This window comes from Bacillus haimaensis (genome assembly GCF_048270625.1).
Taxonomy (GTDB): domain Bacteria; phylum Bacillota; class Bacilli; order Bacillales; family Bacillaceae_I; genus Sutcliffiella_A; species Sutcliffiella_A haimaensis.
The window spans coordinates 3,183,080-3,206,243 of the sequence record NZ_CP158164.1 but is presented as its reverse complement, the minus strand read 5'-3'; the positions used below and the strand labels follow the sequence as shown (position 1 = coordinate 3,206,243).

Annotated in this window: 20 protein-coding genes and 1 pseudogene; 20 read left to right on the top strand and 1 reads right to left on the bottom strand. The window is 42.9% G+C overall.

The annotated features are described in order from the left end of the window. Positions 1-303: 303 nt before the first annotated feature. The 4 genes from ABN702_RS16380 to ABN702_RS16365 all read left to right on the top strand — a co-directional run bounded on the left by ABN702_RS16380 (position 304) and on the right by ABN702_RS16365 (position 2,886). Positions 304-831, top strand: a complete 528-nt coding sequence (locus ABN702_RS16380; protein WP_417897839.1) for a DinB family protein — start codon at positions 304-306, stop codon at positions 829-831. A 24-nt stretch (positions 832-855) separates the two neighbouring features. Beyond that, a complete protein-coding gene (gene fosM / locus ABN702_RS16375) occupies positions 856-1,278 on the top strand; it encodes a FosM family fosfomycin resistance protein (RefSeq protein ID WP_417897838.1) in 423 nt (140 codons plus the stop codon). 82 nt (positions 1,279-1,360) lie between these two features. Beyond that, a complete protein-coding gene (locus tag ABN702_RS16370; RefSeq protein WP_417897837.1) occupies positions 1,361-1,849 on the top strand; it encodes a hypothetical protein in 489 nt (162 codons plus the stop codon). A 209-nt stretch (positions 1,850-2,058) separates the two neighbouring features. Then, positions 2,059-2,886, top strand: coding sequence for an STAS domain-containing protein (locus tag ABN702_RS16365; protein WP_417897836.1), 828 nt, complete (start codon positions 2,059-2,061; stop codon positions 2,884-2,886). Between the two features lie 51 nt (positions 2,887-2,937). Here the strand turns inward: ABN702_RS16365 and ABN702_RS16360 are convergent, their stop codons facing one another. Beyond that, positions 2,938-3,645 (bottom strand): metallophosphoesterase family protein, encoded by a 708-nt coding sequence (locus ABN702_RS16360; protein WP_417897835.1) that lies wholly within the window; start codon positions 3,643-3,645, stop codon positions 2,938-2,940. 115 nt (positions 3,646-3,760) lie between these two features. Between ABN702_RS16360 and ABN702_RS16355 the strand changes: the two genes are divergently transcribed. The 16 genes and pseudogenes from ABN702_RS16355 (at position 3,761) to ABN702_RS16280 (ending at position 23,107) form a co-directional block, all read left to right on the top strand. After that, positions 3,761-4,576 (top strand): aminoglycoside adenylyltransferase domain-containing protein, encoded by an 816-nt coding sequence (locus tag ABN702_RS16355; RefSeq protein WP_417897834.1) that lies wholly within the window; start codon positions 3,761-3,763, stop codon positions 4,574-4,576. A 277-nt stretch (positions 4,577-4,853) separates the two neighbouring features. Further along, positions 4,854-5,888: a fatty acid desaturase gene (locus tag ABN702_RS16350; RefSeq protein WP_417897833.1), complete on the top strand. Its 1,035-nt coding sequence runs from the start codon at positions 4,854-4,856 to the stop codon at positions 5,886-5,888. Positions 5,889-5,968: 80 nt separating this feature from the next. After that, the gene (locus tag ABN702_RS16345; protein ID WP_417897832.1) at positions 5,969-6,472 is read left to right on the top strand and encodes a response regulator; all 504 of its coding nucleotides are present in this window, start codon (positions 5,969-5,971) and stop codon (positions 6,470-6,472) included. A 308-nt stretch (positions 6,473-6,780) separates the two neighbouring features. Then, entirely contained in the window at positions 6,781-7,446 is a 666-nt protein-coding gene (locus ABN702_RS16340) for a type 1 glutamine amidotransferase domain-containing protein (protein WP_417897831.1), read from the top strand. Positions 7,447-7,672: 226 nt separating this feature from the next. Continuing rightward, positions 7,673-9,478, top strand: coding sequence for a sensor histidine kinase (locus ABN702_RS16335; RefSeq protein ID WP_417897830.1), 1,806 nt, complete (start codon positions 7,673-7,675; stop codon positions 9,476-9,478). After that, complete coding sequence (locus ABN702_RS16330; protein ID WP_417897829.1) at positions 9,453-11,057, top strand: response regulator transcription factor; 1,605 nt, start codon at positions 9,453-9,455, stop codon at positions 11,055-11,057. The genes ABN702_RS16335 and ABN702_RS16330 overlap by 26 nt, the downstream gene beginning before the upstream one ends. Before the next feature lie 13 nt (positions 11,058-11,070). After that, entirely contained in the window at positions 11,071-12,405 is a 1,335-nt protein-coding gene (locus ABN702_RS16325) for an ABC transporter substrate-binding protein (protein ID WP_417897828.1), read from the top strand. A gap of 225 nt (positions 12,406-12,630) precedes the next feature. Next, a complete protein-coding gene (locus ABN702_RS16320) occupies positions 12,631-13,548 on the top strand; it encodes an ABC transporter permease (RefSeq protein ID WP_417900939.1) in 918 nt (305 codons plus the stop codon). Positions 13,549-13,563: 15 nt separating this feature from the next. Beyond that, complete coding sequence (locus tag ABN702_RS16315) at positions 13,564-14,439, top strand: carbohydrate ABC transporter permease (RefSeq protein ID WP_417897827.1); 876 nt, start codon at positions 13,564-13,566, stop codon at positions 14,437-14,439. A 567-nt stretch (positions 14,440-15,006) separates the two neighbouring features. Beyond that, a pseudogene (locus ABN702_RS16310) lies at positions 15,007-16,619 on the top strand (ABC transporter substrate-binding protein). Between the two features lie 87 nt (positions 16,620-16,706). Continuing rightward, positions 16,707-18,182 carry a glycoside hydrolase family 32 protein gene (locus tag ABN702_RS16305; RefSeq protein ID WP_417897826.1) on the top strand — a complete coding sequence of 492 codons (1,476 nt, stop codon included), beginning with the start codon at positions 16,707-16,709 and terminating at the stop codon, positions 18,180-18,182. 316 nt (positions 18,183-18,498) lie between these two features. After that, complete coding sequence (locus ABN702_RS16300) at positions 18,499-19,467, top strand: carbohydrate kinase family protein (protein WP_417897825.1); 969 nt, start codon at positions 18,499-18,501, stop codon at positions 19,465-19,467. 155 nt (positions 19,468-19,622) lie between these two features. Beyond that, positions 19,623-20,705 carry a diguanylate cyclase gene (locus ABN702_RS16295; RefSeq protein WP_417897824.1) on the top strand — a complete coding sequence of 361 codons (1,083 nt, stop codon included), beginning with the start codon at positions 19,623-19,625 and terminating at the stop codon, positions 20,703-20,705. Positions 20,706-20,897: 192 nt separating this feature from the next. Beyond that, positions 20,898-21,383: a hypothetical protein gene (locus tag ABN702_RS16290; RefSeq protein WP_417897823.1), complete on the top strand. Its 486-nt coding sequence runs from the start codon at positions 20,898-20,900 to the stop codon at positions 21,381-21,383. Next, positions 21,380-21,934, top strand: coding sequence for a CBO0543 family protein (locus ABN702_RS16285; RefSeq protein WP_417897822.1), 555 nt, complete (start codon positions 21,380-21,382; stop codon positions 21,932-21,934). The genes ABN702_RS16290 and ABN702_RS16285 overlap by 4 nt, the downstream gene beginning before the upstream one ends. Positions 21,935-22,165: 231 nt before the next feature. Further along, positions 22,166-23,107, top strand: a complete 942-nt coding sequence (locus ABN702_RS16280) for a DUF4097 family beta strand repeat-containing protein (protein WP_417897821.1) — start codon at positions 22,166-22,168, stop codon at positions 23,105-23,107. The last annotated feature ends 57 nt before the right edge of the window (positions 23,108-23,164 follow it).

The following is a 23,164-nucleotide window of genomic DNA, read 5'->3' as shown; positions in this document are numbered from 1 at the left end:
TGTCCAAAGGAATTAGGGGGTCGTAGAGAAATTGTGCATAAAACGAAATTTTTGTGCGCATCATCCTTAAGTTTGTGCATAAGTAAAAATTAATCCCAGGTAACAATCGGCCTCATAGTGTGAATCGATGGTTTTTCCACAAAAAATTCCGAATTGTCCACAAAAACGGTGAAAAACCACTTGTAATAATGTATTATCCACAAGTAAAATCTCATTTTCCTGCAGTCGTATTCCAATGAAAGAAGGAGTTCAGCTCTCCATTATGGAAATAGTCCATAAAAAGAAGAGGAGGAGCGTCTTGCCATGCTTTTTAACCTAAAAGAAGCAATTGAAATACTCGAACGGACACCCAAAACGCTAGAGGCGATGCTTTCCGGTCTGACGAGTGACTGGCTGCAAAGCAACGAAGGGGAAGATACTTGGAATGTTGCTGAGGTGGTGGATCATCTCATTGAATGTGATAAAACAAATTGGATTCCGAGAATGGAGTCTATCCTGAACGATGAAGAGATGAAGCATTTTCCACCGTTTGACCGCTTTTCACTTCTAAACGGGCAAGAAAGTAAGACCATCAAACAAGCTTTGCAGGAATTCGCTTCACTCAGGGAGCACAATGTCACCAAGCTGAAAGAGCGGTATACCAGCGATCGGCTTTTGAACTTAAGAGGCATCCATCCTGAATTCGGGGAAGTGAAATTAAGAGAGCTTCTGGCTACATGGGTGGTGCACGACCTGACCCATATCAGCCAGATCGTCCGGGTCATGGCGAAGAGATACCAGACCGACGTGGGACCGTGGGAGGCTTATTTAAGCATATTGAAAAATAAATGATCAGCTGGAATTTGAGGTGATTAAATGTCCATAAAAGGTCTCAACCATTTCCTTTTTTCCGTATCCAATCTGGAAAAGTCGATTGAATTCTATAAAAATGTATTGGAGGCGAAGCTGCTCCTAAAAGGGAGGATCACCGCTTATTTCGATCTCCATGGTATGTGGCTGGCTCTTAATGAAGAGAAAGACATACCTCGTAATGAAATCAGCCAATCATACACCCATATAGCGTTTTCTATCGATGAGGCGGAAATTGTGGAAATGTACGAAAAGCTGAAGCGTTGTAATGTGAATATCCTTTCAGGACGTCCAAGGGATAAGCGAGATAAGCAATCCATTTATTTTACAGATCCGGATGGCCATAAGTTTGAGTTTCATACCGGGACTTTGCAGGATCGATTGGATTATTATAGGAAAGAAAAAACGCATATGGAGTTTTTTGATTAACCTAAATATAGAACCGTCAGCTACATTCTCCCATGAAACCATTTTTTCTACCTTCCGTCTAAAGAATAAAGGGGGATTGAGTATGAAAAAAAGCAGGTACATATATGCATTATTAATTTTCATCATTATGCTAACGGCACTTTCCTATCCAGGTAAAACATCCGCCACATCGTGGGCCTATCCGTTTGTGGTGTACGAGGGGTACGTATATGTGGTAAGTGAGGAGAGTGTAGGGGAAGAGGAAGTGGAGAAGGAAATAGGTAGCGTCACGCAGTATTCCGACATGGCGAGCCTTCCCGGCAACTTCTCGAATGCCTATCCTGTAGGAACAAAATATTACTCCATCAAGGGTGTCAGCACCGAGGATATGATAGCGGTGGAAGAGTCGGAAGGAAGTTTTTTAAAAGCGGAACGGGATGGGAAGTATGCACCGATGATAGAAGCTGAGAGTTCGGAAGAAGAGGGGATGAAACGGGTTGATGTCTCCTTGATCCTGATTTTCTCTCTGGGAGTATTGGTTTTCGCGGTATTTATCGTATGGATAATGATAAAAGGAAGAAAAAGAGAGTAAGCAGACCTTATCAATCAGGCCTGCTTTTTAATTTATCTACATAATGATATAATTGCTTCAAAACATAGGGCGTCGCCATCTCAATCCTTAAATTCGCATTTTTTGTCGAATGAAAAGCAGGGATTTGATGGTGTTTATAGAAATACTACATTAATTCACATTTTTTAGCTCATTCCATATAGAAAAAAAAAGCGAGGAGAGTTTATTAAATGAAGGTGAAGTTTAACCGCAATTCGGAACTGACACATTTTATTAAAGAAAATCAAGATAAGTTCGAGGCAAAGCTGCTCTCAGAAGCGGTCAATGTAGCGGGAAAAATCAATGATATTTTGAACACCGGAAATATTGACCTTTTGAAGAATGCACAAAACCTGGTCATCTATGTTGTAGAAGAGAAAGAGCAAGAACTGATTGATTTTGCAAGTTTTGAGGGAGTGGCATGGGCACAGCATGCCTTGACGCTATCTTTTAAGCTTGAATGGGTACAGGCAATCAGACGTACTCTATGGCATTTCCTACATAAGTACGAAAAATTCAACAGTAAAAATTTCACCAGAGACGATTTCTTTGATCTGGAAAAAAAGGTCAATGATTCCATCGACTCTTTCATTAACAATTTTTTCCTCAGCTATTCCGAATACAAGGATGAGCTGTTGAACTCCCAAAGAAAGCTTGTCGAGCATCTATCCGTTCCAATCATACCTGTCAGTCCGACAGTTGCGGTATTACCTTTGATCGGGAACATCGATGATTACCGTATGCAGACGATTGAAGAAAAAGTGTTGATGGATATTTCCAGACTGAAGCTTGAAACACTGATAATGGATCTATCAGGATTGACCGAAATGGATGAAGATGTAATCGTCCAGTTTGAAAATATTCTGAGCGGTGTAACGATGATGGGATGCAAGGCAGTCATCACAGGATTGCGCGCGGAACTAGTAAGAAACATGATTCGTTTAGGAGTGACCTTCAACAATCAGGCCGAAACCCACGGGACCCTGCAGCAGACGTTGAAAAAATATTTGGTTGTGTAATAAAAGTGGCCATCCACATTGGATGGGCCACTTTTTGCAATTTAATGGACATTACTCCACAAACTCTATATGTAATCCCGCTACCTCCAAGCAATAAAGCCTGCCCCCATACGCACAGCCGCCATCAATTCCGATGATCTTATTTTCACCAAAATAGACCTCGGGCTTCTGATGCAAATATTTTACCGGGGTGTGACCAAAGACAACCGTCTTTTCTCCGTTGTAGCCTTTATGGAACTCCTCGCGGATCCAAACCAGTGTATATGGCTCAGTCGAGTGTATGGGAGTTTCCGGATGGACACCGGCATGGACAAAAATATGTGTGTCCGTTTCATGGTAGAAGGGAAGCCCTTTGAGGAATTCTATATGTGGACGGATCTCATCATTCATATCGATTTGCTCTGGTATCTCATCTGTCGTATACCAAAATTTCGCATCGTCCTTCTCGATTTCATAGCCGTAATTCTGTAGGGTTTTGATTCCTCCATTATAGAACCATCTCTTCAATGCCTTCGGGTCATCGTTATCCTCAAACGCATCAATCATCATTTTATCATGGTTGCCCATCAAGGCAATCGCGCCTTCTGACGTCAGTTCCATCACCTTGTCCAGAACCGCCCTGGAGTTGGGACCCCGGTCGACATAATCGCCAAGGAGAAGCAATTGGTCCTTGTCTTTGCTATAGTTTACTAGTTTCAAAAGTTTCTCGAATTTGTCCATATCACCATGAATATCACTGATGGCGAGCATGCGTTTCATCCAGATCACGTCCCTTTCTTGAGGAAATTCTATCATAATTTTCTGAAATATGGGTATTCAAGTGCTTGGAGGTTTGCATTAAAATAGAATTATTGTGAAAAACGGGGGGATTGTCATGAGGAGCATTCCGAAAAATATCAATTTAATTGTGGATGAAATGATTGAAGAAATAGAAACAGCACTGCCGAAGTTTCTTCAAGGATTTTACATATATGGTTCCATCTCATTAGGCGCTTATCAAAATGGATTCAGTGACATTGATTTTATTGCACTAATCAATCAACACCCAACAGATAATGAATTACAAAGGGTGAAAGATATCCATAAGCAAATGCACAATAAGTTTTCTGGTTCGATTTTGGATGGTTATTATCTCGTGAAAGAAGAAATGGAAGCAGAAAATCAACGGATCATTCCCAGCTATTATTTTTCAGAGGGAAAGTTTAAAGGCGAGAGAAGCTTCCATAAAGATTCTATTGATGCCTTTCAGTTAAAAAAATACGGAATGATCATAATGGGTCAGCGGGTCGACTACTCTGTGGACTTTGATATTGTATTGAAAAGTCAGAAGGATAACATCCATACATACTGGCAAAATTGGCTGGATGGTTGCAAGAGATTTCCTTCCATCAACTATTTTGGTTCCTTTGTGAGTATCAGATCGATTGAATGGGGTGTGCTTGGAGTAACCCGACTGTTCTATACCATCCGGGAAAAGGATATGACATCCAAGGTAGGTGCGGGGGAATATGCACTTGGGACCGTTCCGGAAAAATGGCACAAAATCATTCAAGAAGCTATAAGATGGCGAAAAGGAGAAAAGAAATCCCTATATCGCTCTGCCAGGAAAAGACGTGCTGATGCGTTGGCGTATATGGAGTATGTGATAGGGGAATGCAATGCGCTGGCTGACAAGTGTGGGAGAGGATGACATACTTCTCCTTTAATCGCTAGAAGTCCCAAACATGTCCCTTCACTTAAATCTATCATAGGTAAATGTCATGCTCCGACACTATAAACACATCGAAACACCAACTTTTATGCTTGTCTTCAAAAAAACTTTACGATCGCAACCCCAGTTATACCAACACTTCCAGCCCCCAACATGACATTTGTCATACTCTGCATATGACACCTGCTACTAATAATTTTTTTCCCTTTGTTTATAATGTGAAATAACAACATTAAGAAGAAGGGAATTTGAATATATGAACTCACAAAACAATACAAAAACGTTAAAAAAGCAAGTGGCTCCCTTTGAACAATCACAGACAATGAAAAGTGTATGGCAAATCATTAATACTCTAGGACCATTCTTTCTATTATGGTACCTTGCCTATATCAGTCTTTCTGTTTCCTATTGGTTGGCGCTCGTTCCGATGGTTCTCGCAGCCGGCTTCATGACACGCGTGTTCATCATTTTCCATGACTGCACGCATCACTCTTTCTTTAAAAACCGTAAATGGAACCGAATCGTCGGGACCATCACTGGTGTGTTGACACTGTTCCCTTATGAGCAATGGGGACATGAGCACTCTGTTCACCACGCAACAAGTGGTAACCTTGATAAGCGAGGGGTAGGCGACATCTGGACGCTTACAGTGGAAGAATATAATGCAGCAACATTAAAGACCAAAATCGGTTATCGTTTATATCGCAGTCCTTTTGTCATGTTCGTACTTGGACCTATCTGGGTATTCGCTTTTAAAAATCGCTTTAACCGTAAAGGTGCTCGTAAGAAGGAGCGCAACAATCTATACTTGACGAATGTTCTGATTGTGGCTGTTATCGCGCTGCTCTGCTGGGCAATCGGCTGGCAGTCATTCCTGATCGTACACGGCACGATCTTCATGGTAGCCGGATCCATCGGCATCTGGTTGTTCTATGTACAGCATACATTCGAGGATTCCTATTTTGAGCCGGATCAAGAATGGGAGTATGTGCTGGCAGCAGTAGAAGGAAGCTCTTTCTACAAGCTACCGAAGCTTCTTCAATTCCTGACTGGGAACATCGGTTTCCACCATGTTCACCATTTAAGTCCGAGAGTACCGAACTATATGCTTGAAGAGGCACACAAGAATACGCCTCCTTTGGAAAATGTACCTACAATCACGCTTGCGACAAGCCTTCGTTCCCTGAAGTTCCGTCTTTGGGATGAAACGACTAAGAACTTTGTCACATTCAGAGAAGCAAAAAGAATGGTGAAACGCAGCATGAATGCAGAAATGAAACCTGAACTATAAAATGTTCCATCAGGAAGGCTCCTCTTAAATCTTAGGGAGCCTTTCGTTAAAATCAGCCACCCGATAAGGAGAGACCATCCATGATTCGAATTGTCATAGCGGAAGATCAAGAAATGTTGCTTGGGACCATAGGATCCCTCCTCAATTTGGAAGAAGACATGGAAGTTGTCGGGCAGGCGCGCAATGGAAAAGAAGCGCTGAGGCTGGTGGAAGAAAGACAGCCGGATGTTTGCATCATGGATGTGGAAATGCCGGAGATGAGCGGGCTTGAAGCTGCTGAAGCTTTGAAGGAGTCGGAATGCAAGGTGATCATCATGACGACCTTTGCAAGGGACGGATATTTCCTTCGGGCAAGAAATGCAGATGTCCGTGGCTACCTGCTGAAGGATGGCCCGAGTGAAGAATTAGTGGACGCTGTACGGTTAATTATTGAAGGAAAAAGAATCTATGCACCGGATCTTGCAGACGATGCGGTTGAATCAGACATGGATCCTCATGTGAATGAGCTGGAAGAGCAAAATGTGGTTCTTCGGCCGACACCCATCCGTGCAGTTAAAAATTATTTATCCAATATTGTCAGCTAAAGGCCATTCACCTTGTATTCGAGGTGGATGGTCTTTTTTTGTGGCTGTTTTCGCATGCATAGTTGTTTTTGACGTATCCAACTTAAACACATAATATTATTCACTTTCGTGCTCTTTTCCCGTGTAGTAGATTATTTTCTCTTTGAATTATATGGTGGATAAGTGCTGTGAAAAATCCAAAAGCCGATTTTTCACGGACATAAGCAACAAACTTTACGAAAAGAGCCTTTTTGTGGATGATTGAAAAAATATAGGGCGGGTATTATATAGAAATGTCGAAAAAGAATACACAGGAGGAGGAATCAGGAATGAGTAAACATATATTAATGGTAGTAACAACAGCGGATAAAATGAAGAACGGGAACGAAACAGGACTTTGGCTTTCCGAATTTGGAGAAGCTTACGTGGAATTCAAGAAAGCGGGTTACGAGGTTACTGTGGCAAGCCCAAAAGGTGGAAAAGCGCCGGTTGATGCCCGAAGTCTGGAGGGTGGGGAAATACCTCAGGAAATCCTGGATACGGCCCAATACCTGGAGGACACCATCAAACTCGATGAAGTGATCGACTCATCGAAATTCGATGCCATCTTCCTTCCTGGCGGACACGGAACGATGTTTGACTTCCCTGATAACATATACCTGCAGGACCTGATTCGTGACATGTATGAAGAGGGCAAGATTGTAGCAGCCGTATGCCACGGGCCTGCAGGACTTGTGGGCGTGAAGCTATCCGATGATACCCCACTTGTTGAAGGTAAGACTTTGACTGCATTTACAGATGAGGAGGAACGCGAAACAACGCTCGACAAGGACGTGCCATTCCTACTAGAAACCCGTCTTCGTGAGCTTGGAGCGGAATTCATAGCCAAGGATAATTGGGCAGATCATATGAAAGAGGACAGGAAGCTGATTACAGGGCAGAACCCGCAGTCCACCATCAGTGTGGCAAAAGAGGTAGTGGAGCGGTTAGGTTAATCTGATAAGCTATCGGATTTAGAAGTCTAATATATCCTTAAAATGGAGCAGGCAGGAAAAACTAACGTTTTTCCTGCCTGCTTTTATTATTTAATCATGCAAGGCTCCTTTTTCCCTTTTAAACCCATATGGTAAGGTTCGCACACTTATGATAGATTAATAAGAATAGTAAGATTATTGTGAGAACCAATAGATTACGAGACGATCTATTTTATGGAGGGGCCATATGTTCTTTTCTTTACGCAATCGTATATTTCTTATTTTTACTTTATTGTTGACGGTTCCCTTTTTAGTATTGTCCTTTCTGATCCCTAGCTGGTTTACTTCCATCATGGAGAATCAGACCAAAAGCTCGACGCAGGATATGATGGATCAGTACTCGCTGTATATTGATTCCATTACGAGGCAGGCGGAGGATCTGGGAAAACAGGTACTTGTCGATCAGACCACACAGCAATGGCTGCGCATGGAACGGGAGAATACGGGTGTTACCGAAACCGAGCGCCTCATGATGAAAAATGAGCTGAGGGGCCAGCTTTCCTCGATGGTCATAAACAACTCCAATACGATGTCCTTCTCCATTTTCCTTAATGACGGAACTGGCTTGTGGACGGATAATCCATCTTTGCAGAAAATGAAGTGGTATGAAGACTTCCCCAATGATGATCAGCGTTGGATCAAAACGCATACGGATGAATTCCAGCATCGAAATGAAATGAGCGAGGTTCCCATAAACAGCTATCTCCTACCATTGTTCGATATCAACACTATGGAGCTTGCCGGTGTGATAAAGGTGAATTTCCCTTCTGCTCTGCTTGAAACGGCGCTAAGCAAGATACAGCTCGGCGAAAGCGGACGTGTTTATCTTTTGAATGGTGCAGGAGAAAATGTCCTATCCGGAAAGGTCGAAACTCCTGAACATGTATTGAGGGAGAGCCTGGCTCGTATACAAGGGGGCAGGCCGAATGAAGGACTGCTCGAAATGAATCATGATGGGGAGGAATACCTTGTATTCTATCAAAAACTTACAATAGGGGATTGGATTCTATTCAGCGAGATTACGAAATCGGAATTATTCCATAAAATTGATCAGTTGCAGAATAAACTCCTTCTGACAAGTGCCTTCATTTTCATTTTGACGGGAATTGCCTCCTTTCTGCTTTCTTCCAATATCGTCAGTCCCTTGGGGAAGCTGGCAAAAGCGATGAAGCATATGGAACGGGGGGATTTTGACCGCGCCAAGCTGGTGATGCCCACCATCAAATCGGACAATCATGAGGTTGGCTATCTCGTAAAGGTGTTCAATCAGACCATCCACAGGTTGAATAGGTTGATAAAAATAGAGTACGAGGCAAACATCCGCAGAAAAGATGCCGAGTATAAAGCATTACTTCTTCAAATCAATCCACATTTTATGAACAACACATTGGAAATCATCGGCGGGCTGGCTGCACAGGGTATGAATAAAGAGGTCATGAATGTCACTGTCTATCTTGGCCGCATGATGAGATACTCCTTGGATACGTCAAGTGATGTAGTGACATTAGGAGAAGAAATCAACTATATCCGAAATTTTACGGATATATTGAAAGTCAGGTATGAAGATAATATTTCCATTGAAGTGGAGGAGGATCCTGATACGAGATCGCTCCCGATCATCCGGTTTGTGGTACAGCCGCTTGTGGAAAATGCTGTGAAATACAGTTTTATCGAAAATACACATGCTGTCATAAAAATAGAGACCAAAAAGGCAGATAACCATATCTACATTTCAGTGGAAGACAATGGCGTAGGGGTGTCAGAGGAAGTGATTACCGAGCTGTTGCATTCCTACAAGAACAACGAACTCAATGAAGTTCTGGCAAGTAAAGGGAGCAGCATCGGATTGAAGAACGTCCTGGGGAGATTGAAGTTGTATTATGGCCAGGATTTTTCGTTTGAAATCCAATCAAAAGCACAGAAAGGCACAAAGGTAACATTGTGTATAAGACTAAAGGGGGATATACATGATGAAAGTGTTGATAACGGATGATGAGGTTCAGATCCGTAAAGGGTTGAGGATGAAGGTGGAATGGGAAGAGGAGGGATTCGAAATTGTCGGGGAGGCTTCGAATGGAAAAGAGGCACTCGATTTGCTCGGGAGGATGGATGTGGATATCGTCCTGACAGATGTCAGAATGCCGATCATGGACGGAATGGAATTTGTAAAACGATGCAGTCAGCAGCATCCGCAGGTCAAGGTGATCGTCCTTTCCGGCTATTCTGATTTTGATTATGTTCGTTCCTCCATGATTGAGGGAGTGAAGGACTACTTGTTAAAGCCGGTATCACCAGATGAATTGATGGAAGCACTTCTTCGAATCAGGAGTGAGCTGCTAGCGGAAAAGCAGAAGGAAAAGGAATCCGAACAGATGAACCGCCTTGTACATAACCAGTTTGAAGAAATGAGAGAACAGTATCTGCTATATTTAGTCAAAGAGGAATGGTCGGAGCTTAATATTGCACAGGAGAGATTGCGACAGCTGCAGCTCGAGGATTTTGCAAATGAAAAGGTGCAAGTGCAGTTTGTCACCGTGGAAATCAGAGAGTCCGAGAGCACTTCCAGTTCCGGCTGCTTAAAGGAGCTTTGGCTGCCTTTCCGCATGCTATGCAAGGAAATTGCGGAACGAAAGGAAGGTACACATTCTTTTTATGATGCAAACTATTCCCACATGATTCATTTTATCCACAGGATTGATTCTGAACATTTGACACGCAAATCGCCATTCATAATGGATTTGCAGCGCACCGTAAAAAAGTACCTCGGCTTGGAAACGGTGATTGGAATCGGAAAAGAGGTGACGGGACAGGCTGCTTTCAAGACAGGCTATATTGCTGCCTTGCTTTCATGGAGTCAAAGTCAGCTTGGTTCTAAGTCACAGGTGTTAGAAGGTGCTGTGCAACAGGAAAAGCTCGAATTCTCCACAGATTATGAAAAAAGGCTGATCAATGCAATCGAACATGCCAACCAGGACGCTTTTATCTCCAATGTGAAAGCGGTATTGGGGTATACAACCAGTCAGTCGGCACTGACATTTTCCCTCTCAGCCAATCGGATCCTTTTCCTGTTGAGTGCCCATGCGAGAAAATATGAGATAGATACGAATGAAATCCATGATAGAATCTGGAATTGCCAGCAGAGTATCTGGGAATTGAATTCCCAAAGCAGAGTAATCGAACAACTTACAGAACTCGCGCAGTCCATCATCAGGAAGGTCCAGGAAGTCAGGAGCTCTTCGAATGGATCCATGATAGTGGAAAAGGTGCGGCGGTATTTGGAACAGCATTATGCAAGTGAAATTTCCCTGACCACCTTATCGGATCAGTTTCATATCAATAGTGCCTACTTATCAGAAATGTTCAAAACTCATATCGGCAAGAATTTCAGTGATTATCTGATAGGACTGCGACTTGAAAAGGCCGAGCAGCTACTCAGGGATCCGCAATTAAAAATAATCGATGTAGCCCATCTGGTCGGGTTCTCCAATTCCGGATATTTCAGCACCGTTTTTAAAAAGCATTATGAGCAGACTCCGGTCGAATACAGGAAGTCCCGTAGGATGCATGTCTAAAGAAGGAAAGGGTATGATGATGAAAAAAAGGCTGACCATTGGAATCGTAACGGGCATTATACTGATTATTGCAGCCTATGTGTTGTCTTTTTTCACCCTTTTCCCCGACAGCTCCACCAATTCGGGAAAGGAAGAAGCGAAAGACAAGCACGTGACGGAATTGACGTTCTGGAGAAACTATGGGAACTCTCTGGAGAACAGGGCTTACAGGGAGATTGTTGCTGCATTTGAAAAAGAACATCCTCATATAAAAATCAATATGGTTTCCATTCCATACGGAGATTATGAGCTGAAGCTGAGAACGGAAATTGCAGCCGGAAATCCCCCTGATATTATGGCGATTGACAGTCCAAATTTGGCGGTTTATGCAAATTCCGGTTCGCTTTTATCGATTGACAAGCAAATGAGGGCGGAAGGGAATATGGAAGATATCCCTGAGACCACGCTGATGGGGATGACGTATGAAGAAGAAATCTATTTAGCGAGTATCGTCGAGTCTGGTGTGGCTCTATTTTATAATAGACATATTTTCAGAGAAGCAGGTGTCCCTTTTCCGTCCAAGGATCAGCCATTGACCTGGAATGAAGTGGTGGACATTGCGAAGAAATTGAACAACCCTTCAAAGGAAATCTATGGCATTGATCCTGCCCAGGGATTCAGTGACGGGGAATCCCCGACCTATTTCAAGCTGCCTATATTATGGCAGTTCGGAGCGGAAGTATTAAGTCCCGACGGTAGCACAGCGGAAGGCTATTTGAATTCAGAAGAGGCTCTCGAAGCACTGCAATTTTACCAGGACCTTTACTTCACACATAAGGTGGCAGCGGTTGAGCTGCCGACAGATCCGTTTGTCGAGGGGCATCTTGGCATGTCGGTAATGGGTTCCTGGACATTGGCAGACTATGAAAAGAGCGAATCGGATTTCAAATTGGGGAAGGATTATGGGATCGCCCCGTTACCGAGGGCAAAGAACCAGGTTGTTCCAAACGGAGGATGGGCCCTTGGGATCTCACAGAAAACGGATTTCCCTGACGAGGCATGGGCGTTTGTCAAATATGCAACAAGCTTTGAAGGAGCAAAAAAATATGTAGAAATCACAGGGGATATACCTGCAAGATATTCTGTTGCAAAGGAGTTCCCTGAGCTGAATCAGTACCCTAAAAAGATCTTTGTTACTCAGGCGCAGAACTACTCCAAGAATCGCCCGGTCACACCGGCCTATCCTGTGGTCAGTGTGGCGATCAAGGAATTGTTTGAAGATGTGGGAATCTCGGGCCAAAATGTGAAAGAGGCAGCGGACGAAGCGATAGAAAAGATAAACAATGGGTTGAAGGCCTTCGAAGATTAATAAGTAACTAGTATCCCCCGGCGATGTTGGCTGGGGGATTTTTTTATCCAAAAATATTAGAATGTCAGTCCCAAAGATATTGCAATATTCCGTTCAGGGATTTTGTTATATTTTTAATCAGATAATGAAAACGCTTTATTTGTTGAGAAGAAATCTTACAAAAGGAGGTTGCCAGCATTGCAGGAAATAGTGAAGGCTGAGAAAGATACTGCCACGAAAATCAAAATGGAAAGTAAAATGGCGAAGAAGCTGAACTACATGAAAAAGAACTATATCCTTTACCTGCTCATCGCCCCAGCTATTATTCTAACCATCATCTTTAAGTACATCCCGATGTACGGAGCAACCATTGCATTCAAGGATTTCAGTCCGATCAAAGGAATCTTGGGAAGCGAGTGGGTTGGTCTGAAGCATTTTACCAGCTTTCTCACCTCACCGAATTTCATGGAAATTTTCATGAATACGCTCAAACTGAGTTCCTTTGAGCTCCTGATAGGCTTTCCGATCCCGATTATTTTGGCTCTGATGCTGAATCAGGTGAGGAGGGCAAAGTTCAAGAAAAACATTCAACTGGTCCTTTATGCACCACATTTCATTTCTGTGGTTGTCATTTCGGGGATGGTGTTTCTCTTTCTTTCCCCAACTGGACCGATCAATGCGATTCTGACGATTTTCATGGATCAACCAGTATCGTTCATGTCAGATCCTGATTCGTTCCGTTCGATTTATATCTGGTCCGGTGTCTGGCAGGGAGCGGGCTGGGCGTCAATCATCTATATTGCAGCATTGGCCAATGTCGATCCGCAGCTGCATGACGCTGCAACGGTGGACGGGGCATCACTCCTTCAGCGGATCTGGCATATCGATCTGCCGACGTTAAAACCGGTTATGGCGGTCCTATTTATTCTCGCTGCCGGTGGAATCATGGCGATCGGATTTGAGAAAGCCTACCTGCTACAAACTGCCATGAACATCCCGTCATCAGAGATCATCCCAACCTATGTTTATAAGCGGGGATTGCAGGCAGGCGACTATTCTTTTGCAACAGCGGTGGGTCTGTTTAACGCCATCATTAATGTAGCACTACTCATTTTTGTCAATAAAGTGGTGAAAAAATTGAATGAAGGTGAAGGACTTTTATAGAAAGGAGGTCAATAGATGAACAACGCAAGAAGTGACCGAATGCTGCTACTGATAAATAAAGTACTGCTCAGTATGGTGGTGATGATCGTTCTGCTTCCTCTTTTATATGTACTACTGGCTTCCTTTTTAGAGCCGAACGTTATACTCAGGAAGGGGCTTTCACTCCAAGCTTCCGACTGGACGCTTGAGGGGTATAAAAGGATTTTTTCCGATGGAACGATTGTAAGAGGCTTCATCAACTCGATTCTGTACTCAACCGGATTCACGATTGTCACCGTCCTGGTCTGCATACTGGCTGGCTACACGCTATCGACGGATGACCTCGTCGGAAAGAAAGCGATCATGGTTTTCTTCATTATTACAATGTTCTTTAACGGTGGATTGATTCCGACCTATCTGGTGGTACGGGACCTTGGGATGCTGAATACAGTCTGGGCCATCATTATTCCAAATGCCATCAATGTCTGGTTCATCATTCTCGCACGAACCTATTTCAAGGCCATTCCGAAAGAACTGAAGGAAGCGGCAAGAATTGACGGGGCATCGGAGTTCAAGATTTTCTTGAAAATCGTTTTCCCTCTGTCCAAGCCAATCATCTTTGTACTCGCTTTATATGCATTCATCGGTCAGTGGAATGCCTACTTTGATGCCATGATTTATCTTGAGGACCGCGAGCTGTATCCATTGCAGCTGGTGCTCAGGTCGATTCTGATCCAGAACGAAGTACAGCCTGGCATGATCGGCGATCAGCTGGCAAGAGCCGAGCTTCAGAAGATATCAGAAATGATCAAGTATTCCTCGATTGTCATTGCCAGCTTGCCATTGATGATCATGTATCCATTCTTTCAGAAATATTTCGAAAAAGGCGTGATGGTTGGGTCTTTAAAATAGGCTCTTTTCGTAAAGTTTGTTGCTATAAGAATTGGGCTGAACTAAAGATAAGATGTCAACATTAAACACCCTGTTGGTCTTCGTTCCAGGCGTTCGCTTATCCTAAGGCGGCCTCGGGAGCCTCCTCGGTGCTGCGCACCTGCGGGGTCTCCCTTGACACGCTGCTCCCGCAGGAGTCTCACACCTTGCACTCCAACCAACAGGGGCGACTCATAGTGAAAAATGTCCCTTACTAAATCTACAAATATTACATTTTATCTTTTTATCACAATATTTCAATTCAATAGCGAATATAGTTGGTTTTTAAGCTCTTCCTAATCTTCCTAATAGCAAATAATGTTTAACTCGTGAGTTGATTGTAGCGGAGGAAACTTGACTCCTGCGGGAGAGTAGAGGGCATGGGAGACCCCACAGGCGAAGCCGAGGAGGCTCCCATCCGTCCCCGCGGAAAGCAAGTGTCCGGAGCGGAAATCAACGGGCTACATTTGATATGTACATTTAATTTAAATAGCAACATTGAATGCGAAAACAACCTTAAAATAAAACAAGCAGAGTGAGGGGTTAATGATGAGAAAAACGGTGAAAACAATGTCTGCGGTATTGCTTTCGGGAATGTTGATTGCAACAGGCTGCAGCAACAAAAGCAGTGGAAATGCTGCTTCGGAGGACTATAAGCTATCCGACGTATCCTTTCCTTTAGAAGAAAAAGTAAGCCTGAAGTTTATGACAAACAGCTCTCCAATGGCACCTACCGATCCAAACGAAAAGCTTATCTATCAGCGTTTGGCCGAGCAAACAGGAGTCGACATCGAATGGAAGAACTACACACATGATACTTTCATCGAAAAGAGAAACCTGGCCATCGCAAGCGGTGAGCTTCCGGATGCCATCCTGAATGCCAGCTATAGTGACTATGAATTGTTGAAGCTGGCAAAGGACGGGGCAATCGTCCCGGTTGAGGAACTGATTGAAAACCACATGCCAAATCTGCAAAAAGTGCTGGAGGCAGCGCCGGAATACAAAGCGATGATGACCGCACCAGACGGGCATATCTATTCCTTCCCATGGATTGAGGAGCTAGGTGCTGGGAAGGAGAGTATCCACTCTGTAGACTGCTTCCCTTGGATCAATGTGGAGTGGCTCGATAAGCTAGGCTTGGAAATGCCGACAACAACCGAAGAATTAAAAGAGGTTCTAATCGCTTTTAAAACACAGGATCCAAACGGCAACGGTGAAGCAGACGAAATCCCGATGTCCCTGATCATCAATGATGGCGGGCAGGACCTTTCCTTCCTATTCGGATCATTCGGATTAGGTGACAACTGGGATCATACCGTGGTAAGCAATGAGGGGAAGTGATTTTCACCTCTGCACAAGAAGGTTATAAGGAAGGAATCAAATTCTTCAACGAGCTTTATAATGAAGGTTTGATCGATATTGAAGCGTTTGAACAGGACTGGAACACGTACCTGGCGAAAGGGAAAGAAGAGCGATATGGACTATACTTCACTTGGGATAAGGCGAACATTACCGGGATGAATGATAAGTATGACCTGATGCCTGCACTTGCAGGTCCGGACGGCCATAAAAATGTGGCGAGAACGAACGGCATGGGCTTTGACAGAGGAAGAATGGTCATCACCAGCGCCAACAAAAATCTCGAGCTCACAGCAAAATGGATCGACCAGCTGTATGACCCGCACCAATCCGTCCAGAACAACTGGGGGACGTATGGCGACGACAAGCAGCAGAACATCTTTGAAATGGATGAAAGTGCAAATATGCTCAAACACCTTCCACTGAATGGGACGGCTCCTGTAGAATTAAGGGAGAAAACATCCATCGGCGGACCGCTGGCTATTTTGGATGAGTATTATGGCAATGTTACAACGAAGCCAGACGATGCAGCATGGAGACTTGGATTAATGAAAGATGTGATGGTTCCAGACATGAAGGCGGAGAATATTTATCCGAGAGTATTCTTCTCGCTTGATGAGCTGGATCGCCTCTCCAAAATTGAAGCGGACCTCATTCCATACGTCCACAGAAAGAAAGCCGAATGGATCACCAATGGCAATGTGGAAGCGGAATGGGAAGAATATTTAGCGGAATTAGAACGCTACGGGTTATCCGAATGGCTTGAAATCAAACAGGCAGGTTATGACCGAAACCAAGAATAATAGAGTTTGAAAAATAGGGAAGGCTGTACAGAGTTTGGCAGGTACAGCCTTTTTCAATACGCTGCCTTAATAAAGGAGGAAATTATAATGAAGGTGACATATCAAGAAAAGCATCGCCCACAATATCACTTTTCACCAGCAAAGAATTGGTTGAACGATCCGAACGGCATGGTGTATTTTAACGGGGAGTATCACCTTTTCTATCAGCACCACCCTTTTGGAACGACGTGGGGACCAATGCACTGGGGCCATGCCATCAGTAAGGACCTGGTTCATTGGGAGCATCAGCCTATTGCCTTGGAACCAGATGAACATGGCGCGATTTTCTCCGGTAGTGCCGTGGTGGACTGGAACAATACAACCGGCTTCTTTCCAGATGAACCGGGATTGGTTGCCATCTATACAAGTGCTGGAACCTATCCTGATTCCGAGCGTCCACGCCAACGTCAAAGCATCGCCTACAGCAAGGACTCCGGAAGAACGTGGATCAAGTATGAGGGAAACCCTGTCTTATCCGATGAAAACATTACCGATTACCGAGATCCGAAAGTCTTTTGGCATGAGGAAACAGATAAATGGGTGATGGTATTAGCCACCGGGCAATCCCTGATGTTTTATACTTCCCCGAATCTTATAGATTGGGAGTTTGCCAGTGAATTTGGAAATACAGCAGGTTCACATGCCGGAGTCTGGGAATGTCCAGACCTTTTCAGACTGCCAGTGGATGGTGATGAGCACCGCCAGAAATGGGTCCTCCTTGTAAGCATCGGAGATAACCACGATTTCAAGGAAGGCTCCAGAACCCAATACTTTGTCGGGGAATTCGATGGCTCTGTTTTCGTGAACGATAATTCCGATGAGACCATACTTTGGCTTGATTATGGAAGAGATAATTATGCGGGAGTAAGCTGGTCGGATATTCCCTCAACTGATGGCAGAAGGATCTATATCGGCTGGATGAGCAACTGGCGCTATGCGAATCTGGTTCCAACAAAAGGCTGGAGAAGTGCGATGACACTGCCACGGGAGCTGTCACTGGTGTCCTGTGAGGAAGGCGTCCGTCTCGTTCAGAAGCCTGTTGAGGAAGTGAAGGTGCTGCGAAATAAAACTGATATCTACGAAAATTTGATTGTGGAAGCCCATGGATCTATCTATGACCTAGTGAGTGATAGTTTGGAAATAGTGGCGGAATTTGAAGTGCAGGATGCTTCGGTGTTTGGAATTATTCTTCGAAACGCTAACGGCGAAAAGCTGGTAGTCAGCTATGATGTAGGCAAGGAAATCTTGGCAGTGGACCGGACGCATGCCGGGGACAACAGTTTTTCCGATTCATTTGCAGCTGTCCAGGAGGCGAAGGTCAACGCGGTGGGCAGCAAAGTCAAGCTGCAAATCTTTCTCGATGCATCGACCATCGAAGTGTTTGCGAACGACGGGGAAGCTGCATTTACTAGCCTCGTGTTTCCAAAGGAAGCGTATCAGGAGCTTCAGCTATTTGCTGAGGATGGTACTGTAAAAATTGAAAGTTTGAAATTGACGGAAATGAAGTCTATTTGGGGGGCATAAGGTATTCGGTAATCGTACTGCTATTCGATACTGGCAGTCTGGGGAGAGATTAGTCGAAAACTGGATTTGTTAGAATGATGGACGAAGCTGTTAGAATGATTGTGAAATCTGTTAGTATGATCAGCTAAGCTGTTAGAATGTTACTCGAATCTGTTAGAATAGGCATATAATAATCCTATTCAAACAGGCAACATCAATATATACCGAGCAGGGGCGGAAACTTGTTTGAATAGGTTGCTTTTTTGCGGTTTCTGCCCTGTTTCTTACCCTTTACCACCTTAAAATTTACTATCACTAAAAGGACGGTGATCCAACATTGAGCGGATCCATTTTTTGCATCGGAGAATTACTGATCGACTTTTTCTGTACCGAAGTAAATATTGACCTAGTAGATGGAAAGCATTTCGAGAAGCAGGCAGGGGGAGCGCCGGCAAATGTCTGCGCAACCGCTGTAAAATTAGGCGGAAATGCCATGTTCTGTGGCAAAGTCGGGAATGACCCCTTTGGACACTTTTTGAAACAAACCTTAGAGCAGTCAAAAGTGGATACTTCCATGCTTGTATTGGATGACAAGCATCCTACGACATTGGCTTTTGTTTCATTAAAGGCAAATGGAGAAAGGGACTTTACTTTTAATCGTGGTGCCGATGCCTATCTGATGGATAGAGAGATAGATCAAAGCAAGTTAGAGGAATGCTCAATCCTCCATTTTGGATCTGCTACGGCATTGCTGGAAGACCCATTTCAAACCACTTATTTTAATATGATGAAGTCTGGAAAGGAAACGGGGAAATTCGTATCCTTTGACCCAAACTTTAGAAGAGATCTATGGAGCGGCCAGGTATCGAACTTTGTGCAACTTGCGCAAAAAGGGATTATGTTAGCCGATTTTGTAAAAGTAAGTGAAGAAGAAATGGAAATCATCACCGGTACTAAGGATCTGCAGAATGGAGCTTCCGTCTTGCATGAGCTGGGGACGAAAATCGTTGCAGTTACATTAGGAAAAGAAGGAACATTCTTATCGAATGGACAACAGTCCGATATCATACCGAGTATGGAAGTGAAATCGATTGACTCTACCGGAGCAGGTGACGCCTTTGTGGGATCTATGCTTTATAGATTTGGTATGGTACCAAACCCGAAAAGCATCATGGAAGACTTCGGAAAGCTGAAAGAGATGGTCGTTTTCAGCAACAAAGTTGGGGCTTTTGTATGTACGAAAGTAGGAGCGATCACTGCACTGCCTAGTATGGAGGAACTGACTAAGAACGGAATTTCCATGTAATAATAGACTCCTTTTCATATTGGGAAAGAGTTTTTATTTTCCCCTATCAAATATCTGACAAAAATTATATGATAAAAGGTAGTGAAATCGGCCGGATGCACAGCCCTAGTCACTGGTTTAATGGGAAAGAAGCAACCTGAAGGGGAATATTACAAATGTTTTTGTCAGATCTTTTTATTAACTTATGTATTTTAATTGCACTGCTATTCATATATCTTCAAATCAGATGGAATACCTATCTGGATAATTGGGAACCTAAAAAACTGAGCCTGGTGGATGGTATTGCTGGAGGGCTGCTTGGAAATATACTCATGTATTTCTCTATTCAAATCACAGATGAAACCATCATCGATCTGCGGTATTTGCCTGTCATGCTAACCATGCTATTCATTGGTGCATTTCCTGGATTTATCAGTACTGTTCTCATTATTGCTGGAAGGTTTTTATTTGGTTGGAATGTTTCATCCATCTCGGCATTGCTTTTAATGCTGGCCATTTTTATCGGATTCCTTCTTATTCTGAAAAACAAGGATACTGCAAGAATGTTGATGAAAAAGGCGATTATGATGATTGTATTTGCCAATATCGCGTTTTCTTTCTTTTTAATACTGCTCATCCAAGATAGCGGGATATTGCTTGGGTTAATTCCTGTTTACTGGATTATTTCGATCATTGGCGGATTTTCTTCCATATACGCAGTAAAATACTTAAGGAAATCTCAATCCCTATTGGAAAAGTATGAAAAAGAATCAAACACAGACTTTCTGACAGGCCTGAATAATGTTCGTCAGTTTGATGAAGTGTGGAATCAGATGGTGATTCATGCCGAAGAGAAAAAAGAACGGCTTTCGTTGCTTCTGATTGACATCGACCATTTTAAAAAGGTGAATGATACATACGGTCATCCAGTGGGAGATATGGTATTAAGGGAACTCGGGGAAGTACTAAAGCGAAACACCAGATCGTTCGACTTGGTATCTAGAAATGGAGGCGAGGAGTTTTCCGTTATCCTGCCAGATTGCCCGAAACATCAGGCAATCGAAAAAGGGGAAAGAATCCGTCTTGCCGTGGAAATACATCCTTTTTCAATTTCAGCAGATGAACATATCCACATCACCGTTTCCATAGGTGCTGCAACTTATCCGGAAACAAATGTCAACACGGAAAACATTATTAAAAGTGCGGATGATTGCCTGTATAAAGCGAAGCATTCGGGTCGTAACCAGGTTTGTTATTAAATAATTAGTTTAATAGTAGAAGTCTAAATCATGGAGTCAGTGATTTGGACTTCTTTTTTTTATTTGCCATTATTTATAAGAGAACGTTGTCTTTTAAGCAGCGATGAAACAGAAAGGCAAATTACTACAGCAATCTATCAACTCATTTTTTTCAGCAGTTTTGTGCATAATAAAAAATAAAAAGGAATTATTATGATAGGACTCGTTCTTTCAATTATCATCTTCAATCTCACTGCATTTAAATTCAATAAAAGTTTGAAAGGCAATCACATTGCTCATATATGGATGTTTACGATAGCCTTTCAAACCTGCTTTGATGTTTATATTGATTATAAATTACATGGCTATTGGTATTTTACAAAGGCAGTGGAATGGTGGGAGTTACCTGCTACTACAATTCTAGTCCCTCCAGTAAACATCATATTTTTAAACTTTTATCCTTTTAATAACTCGTTAAGCAAACAAATAAAATACATTATTTATTGGGTGATAGGTATACTCGCATATGAAATGTTGACACTTTTGCCTGAACCCATCGGATATTTCAATTATGGTTGGTGGACGATATGGCATTCAGTTATTATCGATCCCATTTTATTTGTTATTCTTTTAACGTATTATAAATGGATTTTAAAGTTGGAAAGAAAAAGTACAGATATAAGTGAGGAGAAAAAATGACTGTAGATGAAAAGGTCTCAGAAGGAGCAAGAAAAGTATATCAACTATTGGAAAAATCCTCTGACTTGCATATTGAAGCATGGGCTGATTATGTGGTTTTCACTTGGAGATGGTGGTTGTTACTAGGTTTAACACTGATTCCTTGGATTATTTGGTTGGTATACAGAAAAAAAGAAAGCACCCATCGCCTTTTATTTGTAGGATTTTTCACTATTTTTATTTCACTTTGGCTAGACAGTATGGGTACCCAATTAGGGTGGTGGTACTACAAATATGAGCTAATCCCGTTTACGCCTTCCTTTAAGCCATGGGATTTCAGTTTATTGCCAGTAACAACTATGTTTTTTCTACAATTCAAACCAAGTATAAACCCTTTTATAAAAGGACTAGTGTATGCTGCAATCATTGCATTTATTGCAGAACCTCTTTTCTTATGGCTTGGATATTATGTGTATCCTAACTGGGAGTATATTTACTCGTTTTTTATTTATTTTATTATCTATCTTATTTCACATTTTATTGTAACGAGAAATAAGTTTGAAAGGATTTAATGAATTAGAAGAGCGTTTGTTCCGTAAGACTAAAATAAAGTGTAAAAAGAAAATTGTTAAAAAATTTACAATATTTAACTTCATAGCCATATATATTTGTTATTATTAAAGAAGAAGTAAGATATTCATTGGAAGTACATAGATACTTACAAAACTGTTATCCGACAGTGGTAGTCGGACAATGCTTTATCTTGCCATCATAACAATAGATAGAAAAAGAGGGGATGAAGCGTGAAAAAAGTGGGAACAGTCCTATTAATCCTAATCCTGATCGTAGTCGGGGCAACGGTTGCTGCTGGGCAGTTTACGGATGTTTTTTCGTTTAAGACGGTTGGCTTTCAGGATGCCAAATCAGTAAAGGGGGATGGGATCAAGAAGGTGGAGGTCGATGTGTCCTCCATTGATGTAAAAGTGGTACCGACAACGGATGAGGAAATAAATGTGGAGCTTGCCGGAGAAGTGAGTGAGCGTTATAAGGATGATTTTAAGCTGAAAGTGAAAGAAAGTGGAGAGACGTTGAAGGTGGAAATCGAGGAGCCGAATTTCCGCTTCGGCGCCATCATGATCAACCTGCAGATGGTTATCGAGCTTCCGGAAAAAGAGTATGAATCTATTAGACTCTATGCGTCGTCAGGGGATTTTGACATCAAAGGAATTCGGGCCAAGGAGATGCTTACTGAAGTGAGCTCAGGTGATATCCGTGCTGAGGACGTTACTGTGGGATCCGTTTATGAACTGGATGCCAGCAGCGGAGACATGCGTCTGACTAACGTGAAGGCAGAAAAGTTCACTGTGTCAGCCAGCAGCGGAGACATTAGACTCGATGGGGTGGAAGGAGAGATTTCCGTTGATACATCCTCCGGGGATATTACCGTCTATGATGCGGCAGGTGACCTGAATTTGGAGGCTTCATCCGGGGACATCACGATCGATAACAACGAAGTGCTGGGCAATATCCATGCAGAAGCGACAAGTGGAGATGTAAAAGTCTCCTTCCGCGATACACCAACCTCCCTGTCACTCGACTTCCGTGCAAGCTCCGGTGACGGCACAGTCAACCTGAAAGAAATGCTATTCGAGGAAAAAGCGGAGGACGAGATCCTAGGTAAGATCGGTGACGGAAAGTATATGTTAAAGGTAAGGACAACGTCAGGGGATTTCAGTTTGAACTAGGGAATATTTAATGAAAAGGCACTCTTTACTTTGATAAGGAGTGTTTTTTCTTGTGCT

Bases quoted from the DNA above. Each gene is read 5' to 3' on its own strand.
- ABN702_RS16380 (WP_417897839.1), top strand. From the start codon at position 304: ATGCTTTTTAACCTAAAAGAAGCAATTGAAATACTCGAACGGACACCC.
- fosM (WP_417897838.1), top strand. From the start codon at position 856: ATGTCCATAAAAGGTCTCAACCATTTCCTTTTTTCCGTATCCAATCTG.
- ABN702_RS16370 (WP_417897837.1), top strand. From the start codon at position 1,361: ATGAAAAAAAGCAGGTACATATATGCATTATTAATTTTCATCATTATG.
- ABN702_RS16365 (WP_417897836.1), top strand. From the start codon at position 2,059: ATGAAGGTGAAGTTTAACCGCAATTCGGAACTGACACATTTTATTAAA.
- ABN702_RS16360 (WP_417897835.1), bottom strand. From the start codon at position 3,645: ATGAAACGCATGCTCGCCATCAGTGATATTCATGGTGATATGGACAAA.
- ABN702_RS16355 (WP_417897834.1), top strand. From the start codon at position 3,761: ATGAGGAGCATTCCGAAAAATATCAATTTAATTGTGGATGAAATGATT.
- ABN702_RS16350 (WP_417897833.1), top strand. From the start codon at position 4,854: ATGAACTCACAAAACAATACAAAAACGTTAAAAAAGCAAGTGGCTCCC.
- ABN702_RS16345 (WP_417897832.1), top strand. From the start codon at position 5,969: ATGATTCGAATTGTCATAGCGGAAGATCAAGAAATGTTGCTTGGGACC.
- ABN702_RS16340 (WP_417897831.1), top strand. From the start codon at position 6,781: ATGAGTAAACATATATTAATGGTAGTAACAACAGCGGATAAAATGAAG.
- ABN702_RS16335 (WP_417897830.1), top strand. From the start codon at position 7,673: ATGTTCTTTTCTTTACGCAATCGTATATTTCTTATTTTTACTTTATTG.
- ABN702_RS16330 (WP_417897829.1), top strand. From the start codon at position 9,453: ATGATGAAAGTGTTGATAACGGATGATGAGGTTCAGATCCGTAAAGGG.
- ABN702_RS16325 (WP_417897828.1), top strand. From the start codon at position 11,071: ATGATGATGAAAAAAAGGCTGACCATTGGAATCGTAACGGGCATTATA.
- ABN702_RS16320 (WP_417900939.1), top strand. From the start codon at position 12,631: ATGGAAAGTAAAATGGCGAAGAAGCTGAACTACATGAAAAAGAACTAT.
- ABN702_RS16315 (WP_417897827.1), top strand. From the start codon at position 13,564: ATGAACAACGCAAGAAGTGACCGAATGCTGCTACTGATAAATAAAGTA.
- ABN702_RS16305 (WP_417897826.1), top strand. From the start codon at position 16,707: ATGAAGGTGACATATCAAGAAAAGCATCGCCCACAATATCACTTTTCA.
- ABN702_RS16295 (WP_417897824.1), top strand. From the start codon at position 19,623: ATGTTTTTGTCAGATCTTTTTATTAACTTATGTATTTTAATTGCACTG.
- ABN702_RS16290 (WP_417897823.1), top strand. From the start codon at position 20,898: ATGATAGGACTCGTTCTTTCAATTATCATCTTCAATCTCACTGCATTT.
- ABN702_RS16285 (WP_417897822.1), top strand. From the start codon at position 21,380: ATGACTGTAGATGAAAAGGTCTCAGAAGGAGCAAGAAAAGTATATCAA.